Consider the following 14,957-nt stretch of genomic DNA (forward strand, 5'->3'; position numbering starts at 1 on the left):
TTATTCGCCGATAGATAGCGTGAAGGCCGTTTCTTTTTCACTGACGATATACAAGACGCAATTGCCATCACCGTAGGCGGAATCGCCATCAATGCGATCTTGCACATCGACGCCGACCCAATAATTGCCACCGACATCGTAGCGGTACAACCTTCCATGAGAGTAAAGCTCAACGGTTACATCGTCGAACATCTTGCCATTCTTACCCGTGAAATACAAGTGCAAATTGGCAATATGGTCATTGAATTGAGGATAAGTCTCAAATACAAGCTTTACTTTTTTGTTTGCATCAAGCTTCAAATCGGCAAATGCAACCGGACTGATAATCGTTTCAGAATAATCGACTTCATTCTGCGGATCTTCGTTGCCAGTTATCGGATCTTCATTGCCCGTTACCGGATCGTCCCCGCCACTGATTGGCTGGTCCGTACCAGTCGGTTCTTCATTGCCACTCACCGGATCAACTTCAGCAGGTGCGGGCGGAGTCGGCAAAGCATGGACATCGTCCTTTTGGACACCAAAGAAGGAATCCGAGGTCATTTCTTTTGCAAGATTACCCCACTCGGTATGGCCATTGATGAATACGAGGTCCTTGTTATTGTTGCCTCCGTAAACAGTGTCATAACCCGTATTCTGGTTATCAAGCTTAATGCCCTCAATCTGACCGCCCTGAACCATCGAACGAATCTGATCCTTGTTGCCACCTTGTCCGTCGAGATACGGTCTGGGTTCAGCCACATTGTAATCATTGTCTTCCAAAACAATATTCACATTCGGGCGGAACACGCCAACCGGGTTATTATGTTCAACGTACACGTTTTTCACCGTGTTACCAATGACAACATCGTCACCAGCGCCTGCATCAATCTGGTCGTTACCTTCACCGCCAATCACAACGTCACGATCCTTGCCCGTCCAAATCTTATCGGAATTAGCAGAACCGCTCACAGATGTAGACTTAGCAGAAACCAAACGGTTCTGGTAGTCACCAATTGATTCGTCGCCCGCAAACGGGATATCCAAATCAAAGTGGAGCGTAGCGTCATCACCCACAACAAAGTCCTTGTCATGGTCGCCACCAACAGCAATGTCGGCCTTACGGTTTGCACCAGCAACAAGCTGCACCGCAGAAATCACAGGCAGGTCATTGCGTCTCTGAGTACCATAAGTCGTTTCGAAGCACTCAAGCGTTACCGTAAATTCCTTCGAATCGACATCACGGAATACCACATAGTTGCCGATCATTTCCACACTGGGCGTAACGCCATCCTTGAACATATCCCTGTTGTATTCGGTGCAAGTCACTTCCTTGAATTCACCGTCGAATCTGTTGCCACTCCAGTCGTTCAAGTAATAGGTCTTTCCTTTAGGCCCAGTAATCTTGAACACATAGCCGTGTGCATCACTATCGTTGTTAATGCCATCGATATAGACATAAACATCGTACTTGTTCGCAGTGAACTTTTCAGGAATGTTATTCAGGCGCACCGTCAGAGAATCCTGATTATGTCCACCGACATAATTCATCATCATCTTATTGTTACCAGTGTCGGCATCCATCGAAGCATTCGTCACTTCAGTCGGAGCACTGGTATTGCCATAACAATCGTACTGGAAGGTAATCTTCTGCAAAGCCTTTTCGGTGTCTTCATCATTGTTACGATCCACTTCATGGACACGGGACTGGCCGTTATAGAGATATGCATTATGCCAATCGTTATCGGCCACAACGCCAGCAGCCTCGCCCTTCGAAATGAGAGTAGATTGATTCGACGAGACATCCGTAAAGTTCAAGGAGAACACTTCGAGTCCATCGAGCTTTTCATCGGCCTGAGCCGTTGCACCCGAATCAATCTTATCGGTGCCGGAACCACCCACGACAACATCGTTACCGTCGCCAGTCATAATCGAGTCATTATAATTGGCAGACAGATTCTTCGATGCAATCGATTCTGCATACGATATAGTAGATGCAGTATCAAGGTTACTATCGCGATCGGTGAACACCATCTTCGCGTTGTCACCATACACCACATCGTTATCATAAATTCCGTAACGATCGTCGCCGAAGGTTCTAATCTTGTCAGCTCCGGTACCGCCAACAACAACGTCATCACCACCCTGCGTGTTAATGTTATCGTTGCCACCATGGACAATATCGGTAGAGGCGGCTACGTCTTGCTTGTGCAAGCGGCCCTTGACCTGGATACCCGCGATACCTGCACGGTCCTTACCGTTGTTGTAGCCATTTTCGCCATCACCATCGGTAATTTCCACATGGAATCGGTCACCTGAAATGTTCTTAAAGATAACGCAATTGGCCTGTTCAACAAGATGACCATTCTTATCTCTCTTCTTGGCATCCTTAGCAGATGTAGCCGTAGCAACAACCCATTTTCCATTGAAGGAATTGTCTTCAGGATCGTTGACATAGTAAGACTCAACCCATTCGCTGCGAGCTACACCATTTTCAACGTAATCCCTATAGAGGGTCACTACGCGAACGCTGTCATGAGCCCAAGAATTTTCTCGAACCATATCCAGATAGACCACTACGTCGTAATCCGTGAAGTACTGGTTCAAGCCATCTACCTGGGTGAGGAGCACATTGCGAGCGTTGTTTCCGCTAGTGTCGAGGCCACTCTTCATCAAGTTGTAGTCACCCGAATTAGAAGCGTAGAATCTACCTTCCTGGGTGTAGCCATGCAAGCGAATCTGATCACCATCAGTCGTATTAACGCGATGATCTTCGCTTGCACCGTAAGTCACGCTTACAGCACTTGCGCGAGAACCATTGTCGAACAGCACGATTTCATCGTCGTTATCACCATAAGTACCTGCTTCATGGCCCTTAATGTTGTTCCAGTTTCCAACATGCAAACCAGCATGTTCGGTAGTCTCTTCTACACGATTAGTTTCTTTATTTAGAGTTCTAATTGCATAATCATCAGTACCGGCCTTTTCGTTAGCACCGATACCATTCTGTGCAGGGCCCTGGAAATTGAAACTGAGAGTTGCTTCGCTGTAGATGGTGGGCATATTTTCCATGCCATTAGCCATCGAAGAATTACCCTTGAATGTTGCGTAAGCATTATCGCCGAATACAACATCCTTACCAGAACCAGACACAATCAGGTCTTCGTTATTCTTGGCAACAGAAGTTGTTTCCCACTTTCCAGATTCCTCATTTTTGACAAAATCAAAATCTCTAGACTGAGAATTTAAGCCACCAAAGATAACGTTGTCGCCACCGCTAGTCTTAATGACATCGGAACCAGCGCTATTACCATCAAGATTACGGCCCTGGTTGCTCACCAAGAGAGCTTCACGATTGCGGTCCACATAAGCTTCGCCACCATCACCGATGATAATATCATTACCATCGCCAGTAGCAATCTTGTCAGAAGCGGTACCGCCAATTACAACATTCTTTCCGTCCTTTGTTGTAATCGTGTCCTTATCACCTTCTGTATCAAATGTCGACTGCACATAGTTCAGGTAAGTCTTGGTCGAATCACCATAAACATGGTTAACCACATCGCCAGAAGCATTCTTGACCACATCACTATTAGCAAACTTGACTTCGCCATTATCGCCAACAGCAACGTTATCAGAACCATTCAGGGTAATAGTATCGGCACCGGCACCGCCAAGAACCACATTCCTATCGCCATTGGCGATAATTACATCAGTTCCGCCAACCTTTTCACTTACAGAATGGATATACTTGGGGTCACGTACCACACCATCCGTCTGGAAGTAGTTGGTAACAGCAACGTCTTGTCCATTGACTTTTTGAGTCTTTGCCGAAGGAGTCGTGTAATCGTACTGGTCCAAGACATCATCTTTGGTAATAGACGAATCCACATCCAGCGAGCCTAGGCGAGTAACAACCTCACCCTTTTCATTCTCGTAAATCACTTGACCACGATCACCAAAGGCAATTACATTCGTATTGACCTTGAGTGTATCGTTACCTGTTCCGCCAATCACAACCATGCCTTCGCGAGTCACCTTGGACTTGCCATCGGCATCATTGTCACCCATAGCGTTAATGGTATCATCACCACTTTGGGCGTTCACGACAAGCAAACCATCCCCCTGATAACCATTAGCCAAATATATCGATACGATAGAAACTCCATCTGCCACAGGCGTCAATCCACGCTTGAGCAAAAGCATCTTCGTAACATCGTACTCATCCAGCACAACTTCACGACGTTGAAGCGTACCATCAGAAAATTCGACATTCAAGAAGACCCTATTTCTATCAATCAGGTCATTGTTTTCAGCCGTAGCATTGGCATTCTTGATACTAGTCAATGTAGCCGCAGACTTGCCTTCACAGAAAGTTAAGCCAGACACATTGTACGCAACAACGTTCTTTATAGAGCCATTATAGTTCGTCGCAGACAGATTTTTCAATGTCGCAATCTTATCGGACTTTTCTTCGGCATAGCTATGCACATTGACTGTATCGCCACCCTTACCGCTATTCACCACAGTAAAGGTCTGGAAGTCATCTTCACGATAAATCGTTTTGTGGACATCAACGTTGTCTATGCCCTGTCCCAGATTAATTTCGGCGTATTCCATGTTGCCGATATTAAACTGATTCGTGACTGAAGCACCCGCATCCTTATGATCCAAGCGCAGAGAATGCTTATCGGAATCAAGCCATTCTGCATTAGCTTCTAAGACAACTTCATCCGTTGTTGCAGAATTTTTAACCTTGATGGACATCGCGTCCAAATCATTTTTTACACCGGCCTTAGTATTATTACGATTGTTTACAAAGATACGATCCTTACTATTGCCTTCATCGAACTTGGCAGCCTCTTCTTCAGCAGCTTTGCGAGCCTTCTGATCAGCATTGTTAATACCATTCTGTTCATCTTCACTACCTTCCGTATAATCAGGTATTTCACCATAATGAATCATCAGAAGATCATGATCGCCGAGGGAAGCCTCCTTTCCAGCACCATCTTCATACATGGGCCCCTTGATATCAGCAATGGTATCATCTGTGAGACGATCCTTGATCTCTTGAATTGAAGATTCCTTATAAGAATCTAATTCATCTTTAATTGTAACAGATGTGGGATTTTCATGTTCTGTCCATGCCAAGTACAAATTACCATTTATCTGTATCGGTTTACCTGTACTCACGCTACAGATAATTATTTGAGTACCAGCGGTTTCATAATAATAGCTATAGTTACCAACATTATTGCGTTGCATTTTTGGAATAATCACGCACGCATTTTCTTCATCATATTGTCCTATGGATTTATCAAACGGAACATATATCAGATGAGCTGTCATGCCATCTGTACTATTTGCCATTTGAACAACACTCGATTCTTCAACATAAACCACATCTGATTTGTAATTGAAATAGAATTTCGTTCCAACAGGCCAACAAGCTGTAGATACCGTAGGATTTCCACTTTCATCAACATCATTGATCGGCATTGTTTCACAATTTACAACCAACCCATTGTTGGCTTTGATTCTCTTCAATTCACTTACGGGAATCGAAACAGGCGAGCCATCATGCATGAGCCATGCCACAATGTCTTTTTCTTCAGGCAGAGCCTTCAAATAACAAGTCAACGACTTATTCGCAACATCAGTGCTCGTCAGCAAATATTCATCTGTTACAGAGAACTGGTTCGTAAAGTCATTTGAATTATCCAACTCATTAAAGAAGATCAAGGCATTTTTACAATCTTTCAAATTAGAAAGCGTATTATCCCCTGCGGCATCTGTTGATGTTGATTCAATCGTCACATTATGCAACAGCGAGAAGTAATCATCACCTTCACGAGCACTGTCGCCAAAAGCAACTAATTTTACATCGGCAAGGGAATTCCATGCTAGCACATTATTAGAGTTATCAGCACTAGCCGCAAATTTATAAGTTATAGACTTGCAATAGCATTCCACACCATCTGCATTGTTATAAGCAAGCCAAATTCCACGATCACCACGTTCTAAGGCTTCAGAGGTCTCACCAGGAGCAAAAATCGTTACAGAAACAATTTCACCAGCCTTCGGCGCCTTATCCAGTTTAATCTTATAAACAGTCTTGCTTACACCATCTTCATCAAGAGTACTCTTGGCAAGTTCTAGTTTATTTTTTCCATCGGCACTGTAAAAATCAACACCAATTGCATTCGGATCAGAATTTTTGCTGTTTGCAGTAATATCAGGAACTTCAGCCGTTCCAGCACCACCATTGTAGAAACTATCATTTCCCTTATTTCCGTACAGCTTGGTCACTTCATTTTCTACAGAATCAAGCACATAGAAAGAATCATCACCATCGCCACCATAAACATTCTTATTCTCAATGCTTACGGACAAGATGTCAATTCCATTACCGAGAACTTTTCCCTGAGAAAGCACGAAAGTATCATCACCATCACTGCCAATAATGCTCATCTTATCAGTATCTGCTCCACCAATCAAAGTAACTGGACCATTTTCAATAATTGATTTGGTTCCATCATCATATACTTCTTGGAACAGCGCCACATTGAACGTATCTTTACCAGCACCACCAGCAAGCGAAATGGCGGCCGTATTATGGAGCAGGTTGAAGGTATCATTACCCTCACCACCAACAATCGACGTGGAATGTTCAACACCATTGCTTAAATATCCCTTAGTGGTTTTCGTGGTTTCAAAAGAATCCTTCGGCAATACATTACTATTCACATCGCCACTTTCACGGACGGAATTGAACATTTGACCAACTGTAATGTAATCATTGCCTGCACCAGCATCAATAGAAATCGTAGACAACGTTCCATCAATAGCAATATTATCGTTACCGGCACCAGCATTCAACGAAATATTTTCAATTCCATAATAAGCATCGTCTTTTTTCCAGAAATTGACTCGTTGAATTTGAGCATCCTTTTGCGATGGTAATTTCGCTACAAAGCCAAGATTTTCCGTTGACGCACGAATCAAGAAATCATCCGCATTGACTGTACCATCAATAATCATGGAATCTTGTTTATCATTTTCACCAGAATCCATCACATTGGTGTAAGCCAAGTTTCCATTATCCATCATCTTGACTTTGTATGTGTCTTCACCACTCTGTCCGTCAACAATATCACTGCCGTTTCCGGCCATAATGATATCGTTTCCACCCTTGTCCACAGCTTTTGTAAACGCAGTATATCCGAACTCTCTGGCAAATTTGCTTATACTTTGCCCAAATGTTTTGTTCTGATTATCATCGGTGGGCCGACCTACGAAAAGATCCGAATTTCCGTTACCATTTTTTCCATTGAAGCCATCATCGCCGAAAACAATATCGTTATCGGCGCCGCCATCAAGAGTATCGTCGCCTTGGCCACCATAAATCACATCTTCGCCAATGCCACCATCAACATAGTCGTTTCCGGCATCACCATCAATCAAATCATTTCCTGAGCCACCGTAAATTCTATCATTTCCACCATTATCACCATTATTTTGTCCATTATCACCAAAGATAACATCTGAGCCGTCGCCGCCATAAATCACATCGTTACCAAACTGCGAAACAGCAGCTTCTGTATAAGAGAAAGAACTTATATTTTGGGGCGCTATAGAAACACTATTAAACGACAAACCCGTCCTCAATGTTTCTGGAATGTATCCTGTCCGGAAGGTCTTTTTGATAAGGTCATTGATGCCCTGCGGAAGCGCGTCGCCAAAGACAACATCTACACCATCCCCAGCATCAATTTCATCATCACCAGCCCCTCCCGAAATCAAATCCTTCCCGAGGCCTCCGAAAATGTAATCTCTATCGTTGCCACCACAAATGGTATCATCTCCGGCACCACCCATGATATAATCTTCACCCGAACGACCATATATTATATCATCGCCGCCATTTTCAAATATATCATATCTATCCGCAATGCCATTGATATACCGGCCACCATCGCCAAAGATAACGTCTGCCCCCAAACCACCAACAATTATATCGCTGCCAGCACCACCGAAAATCACATTTTTCTTGGTTCCATTTGCAACAATCTTGTTGATTTCTGCAGAGCCATCGTCAGGGTAAGACTCAGCGCAAAGAACATCTCCTATTTTCTCCTGATCATCCTTTTTATATTGCAACGGAAGCACCGTTTCTCCAAACAAGAAATTACGTCCACTTGCACCATAAATAATATCAGCACCTAAGCCACCAATTACAACAGCAATACAAGAATCATTTAAAGTAACCTTGCTTAAATCGATTTCATCATCGCCAGTTCCACCATCGATAATGATATTAAACTTAGCAACGGCACTATTTTCCGTTTCAAATTTTATAACATCATTATGTTCACCGGCATAAATATAAAGACTACAGTTTTCCCCAATTGTAACAGATTGTGTTTTGCCATTATAGGTAACATCAAATGACGTTGCCGATTTAACTTTAATCGTTACCGAATCAGCATTATCACTTAAATCACCCTTATTTCTTTTTGCCGCATAATCACCGATATTGATATATATATCACCATTCTGTTCCGTTGTCAAAACCGGTTCATCTGCATCTCCGCGGTCCGTATTGAACAGCTCTATAGCACCACTCTTCCACAAATCAAATTTTTTACTGCCAATAAAGTAATTAATGTAAGCAAAAGCCTCAATTTCCATCGTTACAGAGGCATCAAAAATTGTCAACGGGTTCAGTGAAAGATTGCGAGCCAATTCCTGCAAACGAATCTTGCCATCATTATTGGGATCATCAAAATTCAAATTCAGATCCAAATCAACACCGACATTGATCCCTGCAATACCACCAACACTTGCGCCAGCCGTAATTCCAGAATGGAATATAACTTCAGCAATATCAACGCCATTTTCATCATAATCATTTATATAGAAGCCATCCATCAAGGCCCAGAAATCCTTGAAGTGACTATCTTTCCAATTTTCAAATCCTAAGGTATCATAACCAAAGGCAAGCTGGATATCAGCACCGAAATTAAAGCCAATATCGGCACAGAGCGGTCCGACAATGGGGAAATTCTTACCCCATTGCGTTTCAAAGACAAGCGGTTGCATTCTATAGGTCACAAGGTCTGCATGTTGACCAAGCAGCAACTTAATAACTTGTTCTGCTGGACTCTGAATAATTGGGAACGCCCAGCCATATGTACCATTATTTTTTCCGAAAAACTTTTCAGCTTTTTCTTGCTCTTGTTTCAGCTGATTATCATAACCAGCGTCTTTTGTAAAGATCTTTGAATTATTTAACAATGACGAGACATCAAAACCCGTCACACCACTAATCGCATTAATATCGCCCGAATTGCCCGCTGACGCAAGCATTAATTGTCCAATTTGAATTTTATCCAGTTTCAGACTCGAATAATTAGATATCAAATTACTAATTTGGACGACATCATCTAGGAAGCCCAAATCAACTTTACCCTTGGCAAACGACTTTACAATATCCAGCATTTTTATATGCTTTGCCCCAATAGGCAATTTATTGATAACTGGAATTTCCATCTGTAAAAAATCAATAAGCGGTTGCAAGGGTTCTACAACCTTCTTAATTTTTCCCAGCATCGGTTCAAGAACCCTTTTGGCAAAACTGCCCGTATCTAAGTAAATGTTCTTAAAGCCAAGCGATTCTAACTCACCAGCAATATCACCATATTTAGCGCTCCACTTCATTTCGAAATCAGCACCAAGTTCAGGGAAACCTATCGAGACATTAGCAGCCGTTGTATCTAGTCCCAACGTCAAATGAGCAACAAATTCTACTTTTCCAGTAAGATTCGCTTCAACAGAAAGAGCCTTGCCCAAATCGGAAATCTTAATTTTGGGATCCTTACCTTTGTCGGTAAGTTTATCATTCACCAAACTATCAGAACCATTCTTACCATCATTTAAATCAACACCCAAGCGCAAAGTTTGCGCATTTGACGATACATTAACACCCGCCTTCAAAAAACCAAGCGAGGCATTAGCTATAGCAGTTGGCGTAATTGTCAACGTAAGCTCAATATCGTCACCGGTCATAATGTCAGGATCGCCATCTTTCTCAGCCTTTACCTTAAATCCATCCGCTTTTATCTTTTTTGCAGAATCATCGACATCGGTTCCATTTGAAAGAAGAATATAAGCGCCTTCGGTTTTCGAAATACCAAAGCCAATATTCCATTTCCATTCAAATTTTGTTTCTACACCGCCTTCACCTCTTAAACCCAACCCAGAAAAGCCTATATCAAAATCACCATTTGCATTTAATGTATATTCGCCCCCAATACAAACGCGCCATTCAGCACATTCTTTTTGAGCATCATAATTGTACTGAACAACACCATTATTTTCATCTCGCGTGAAATATTTATCAAATACAGTGCCCGCCCAAGCAATCTTACTAGATTCACTACATTTATCTAAATTCTTCAGCAAACCTGCATTAGACAACATATCGTATAGGTATTCAGCAACTATACCCGCATCTAATTCGTGATCTCCATAAACATACTTTCGGAATGGTTCAATAAACTTCGAATCTAATTCTGTCAAGCAATCCGCACCAGCAACAATTGCATCTCCAACCATCGGAATTTTGCGAATCGAATCAGAAACAAATGTGTTACTCACACCAAGTTGAGCCTTGCGCAAAACAGAACCTAAACCATCTGCGACAAGTCTCAATTTTTGGAAAAACGAGAACTTTTCAAAATCAATATTCGCCGTATCAAGGTTTAAAACAAGATTACCTTTTTTTTCTTTAGATTGGTCACTTGCCAAACCAAGTCTATTACATACAACATTGATATCCGTTAAACGCGAGATTTCAAAAGACCCAGATTGATTTCCCTCATTTCCATCCCAACATTCAATAGTCGACGCATCGTCGCCATACACGCCAAGTTTAACCGAGCCTATATTCAGCCCAGCACATTCAACATGTAATTCGCCACCAACTCTAAAATCAGTCGTATTATCTAAGACAAATTTATCGTCTTTCAAATTAAAATCGAGTTTCATGTGAGCCATCATATTCAAATAACTCGGCTTATCATTTGTGCTCACGACCTTCAACAGCGATGCACTTAGTCCACCACCAGACACCGACAAATCAAACTTAAGCGGGTTTCCCTTCATGTAAACTTTAAAATCAACCGAAGAAGTATCCTTGATTTCAACATCAAAAAGAGATCCACCAACATTTCTTGACGGTTTAACAATCATATCCAATATAACATGAACATTACCATTTAAATATGCTTCAGCATTACCCCCCACATAAACCTTATCGGATCCCAAAGCCAAGCTGCCTATGGCAACTTTATTACCACCAACATCTTTCGTCCAATCAAAAGAGACTTTTATACCCGTTTGTTCTATGGAGAATGCCAGTTTTGCACCAAGCGCATTTTCTAAGCGAGCACTCAATTCTTGTAACGTGGCCGGAGTGTTACGTTGCAATTCACTGATCAGTTCAGAAACCTTTGCATAAATTCCCAAAACGTCCGTCGCAGATTTACCTAACAGCGGGATATTCTTTTTCAGGAATTCATTATCAACAATTTTACTGGAAAGAAATTTAGTCAATTTATCCGATACCGACAAAACGACATCAGACATCTGCATCGTCTGTCCATAACCTTCCAAAACGGAAACTAAGTTGCTCGCAATGAAATTACCATTCCAGCTATTTGTTGCATTCAGAAGTCGAATTTCACCTAAAGAAAGATTTCCACCCCCCATTCCCTGCGACAAAGACACTTTAATCTTATTTAATTGAGACTTGTCCGTAAAATGATTAAATGGATCAACACCATAAGTCCATGTTTCATGTTTTCCATTCAAGAAATCATTCCAATCAGTGGCAACATTTGTATAAAAAGATACATAGTTGATATCACCAGAACAATCTACTCCAAACAAGCCCATATTAGCATGAACATCAACATTACCATGAATCACATGAGCCATACCCAACGAAACTTTTGATAAACTAGTTTCAGGCTTTACATATTTTCGGTTTTCCGTAAGTCCCAGGGCTGTCGCCAGCATAAAACCATTTAAGTCTTCAACCGATTCCAAATCCTTAAATGAATCATTCTCAATTATTACATCGTTCCCATATTTCTTTTTAATATTTGCCTGAATAATTTTGAGCAAATCGTCAACAGTCAAATCTTTATTCGAATTATCTACCAGTTTTTCATTCAAATCATAATACAAATCTACATCATATATTTCTCCTGTCGTAAACTTAAGTCGAATGCAATCAGATGACGAATTAACAATCACATTTTTCTTAAAGCCAACAACATCTTCAGATAGAGCAACATTAATTGACTGATCAGCACATCTAAAAGCCAGTTTTTTTATCAACGTGACTCCATTTACCCCATCAACAATCTCGGCATAAATGGATTGTTCATCACCAGTCTTAGAACCAACACGATATTCAGACAATTTCTTATTGATAACTCGCGCAACATCTTCACTTGAAGAACACGTTGAAAAATCAGAGGTCTTAAACGAAACGGAGATTACATTAACATTTGTTTTTGTATTGACATCATAAACGGCTTTTGTCAAATTTATCTTTAATGTAAAATCTTTTGACAAAAGTGTTTTATCCAAAAGTTCATTCGTTTCGCTACGATACAAAATCATCGTTTTCAGGTTTGCACCACCACCAAACCGAGTCAAGTGACCACTGCAATTCGTAATTACAACATAATTCACTGGAGTTGCAGCATCATCACGCCTAATATACACCGCTTGGCAACCCAATTCTCTCATTTTCATATTAAAATCATTTGAGCCAACCACATAGGATTTGCCATCTATTGTAAACCCAGTCGAAGTATTTAAATTAATGCAATAAGCATTTTCAAAAGATCGCTGTCCAACAACACCAATTTCTCTACTAACACCATGCAAAATGTTCATTTGCACCATATTTGCAGGATCAATCATTATGGCAACATGGTTTTCATCAGAAACGCCACTTGCAACAATCCCCAATGACGTTAGTTTCGCAACAATATCATTATTCAGAATTTCATTTTCGACAAATGATCCTTTTGAATAGGAAATCGTTTTCTCTGTTCCGTCAGGAGCTTTCAACAATATATCAACATTTTCAGAAAAGCACGATGCAACTTCAGATGACAATTCATCTTCAGCAAGAACAGCGAAAGATTTACTTAAGCGATTAATATTTTCTTCTGCATTAAAATACAAAACATCCTTTAACTTTGAACTAGAATCAAAAACTGTTTTCGAAGTATTCGTTAAGGCAACATTCACATCAAATTCTAATACGGTGGTATTATCAAATGCCAACGAATTCTTTTTTACTGCATCCAGCTGAGAAATTCCAGCATAATATCCATTTTTATTAGAATCTATTATTTTATTCAAAAAATCAGTAGACAAACTCACTTCCGAAGATTTTCCCGAAAAAAGCAAGAACGGTATTTTCAAACTCAAGCTACCATCTGCAGCTTTCAAAATAGAGGCTTCTACAGAAACCACCGGTAGATTATTTGCAGTATACCATAAATCCGAGATTGACTTTAAACGGATTAATAATTCCTGTAGCGTGGCAGGAGGATTTTTTATAATGGGGTCAAACATCGCCGATATATCGATTAAAGTCGACGATTTTTGATCCAACAAACCTTTTGCACCACTTAACCCATCAAGCTCTTTTTGTTTTAAGAGATCTTCATTATTAATTGCCTTTTGTATCAAAGTATAAGACATATCATTTAATAAATTAAGCACATTTCCCATTTGAATATGCTTTATCTTCGACATCAAATCATCATTTGCCCCCCATGAAGCATTGGATAACGACGAAATTCCTACGCCGTTCAAGCACAAGTCCGACGGGCTATTGAGTGTCAGATTATTATCCAGCAAGCCATTCGTATTATCTAAAGCGAAATTCAAATCAACATTATAAGCCTTCTCGTATTTCGGTGTTATATTTTGTCCACCAACAAACGAGCCTACAACAGAAAAATCAGGTAAAGTTTCATCTGTATCCGCTTTAGACAACAAGCCCAATGTTCCTAATTTCGCATCATTTTTACCAGAACCTTGATCCTGCTTAAAATGCAACGCTGTTGCAGCGGTAAATTGTTGTTCAATACCATTATTTACATCACCATCAATCTTAAACGACCACTTATAACGATTTTCCTGAACATAGCTATCTTCAAACTTTACATCCAAAAGGGTTTCTTCACTTACTTCTGGAACAATCTTACTATTCAGACTTTGTTCAACAGAGGTTTTGTTTCCTGAAAATTCAACAACAATAGCCCCATTACCATCCTTGGCAAACGAAGTGTTTACCGGTTTGGTTCTTGCATCAGTCAGTTTTGTATACAAATCATCCGTCGTAACCACGGCTGTTTTTAGTTTATTCTGATAAATTTGCCAGGAAGCATCCTTAGCGTCTTTGGCAGCCTTAATTTCTTCTGGCGTTGATTTCGAAGACTTCAAGAGAGCTTCATAAATGATTTCCGCATTTTGATAAGCTAGGCATTCTGTAGCACATGCATCTTTACGACATTCTTCAACACAATTTTCAATATAATTATGTATATTTTTAAAATCATTTCCAAACTTCAAACTAGATGCCATACTTTGGGCACCAATCAAATCCTTAATTTTTACAGATTCAATCTTATCTCCATCAATTTTCTTTACACCTTCGAAAACATCATTTTCTCCTGCCGCAGAACTAGCACAAATATTATCAACAAAAGAATTCATCTGCGTTGATTGAGTTAGGGCATTTTCGGCCAACCAATTATCCGCGGACGCATCCATCATCAAACGCGGCTCAAGAGCTTCGATTTTGTAGTTCTTGCGAGTAGAATTTTTCTTGTTTTTTTTGACGTTCTTCTTGGACATAATAACTCCCAATGGGCTATTTAAACACA

Annotated in this window: 1 protein-coding gene; it reads right to left on the reverse strand. The window is 40.7% G+C overall.

Features of this window, described 5'->3' with window-relative positions:
- Entirely contained in the window at positions 1-14,928 is a 14,928-nt protein-coding gene (locus tag QOL41_RS00625; protein ID WP_283428235.1) for a calcium-binding protein, read from the reverse strand.
- Positions 14,929-14,957: the final 29 nt, after the last annotated feature.

The sequence above is a fragment of the Fibrobacter sp. UWB10 genome, from assembly GCF_900182935.1.
GTDB lineage: Bacteria > Fibrobacterota > Fibrobacteria > Fibrobacterales > Fibrobacteraceae > Fibrobacter > Fibrobacter succinogenes_O.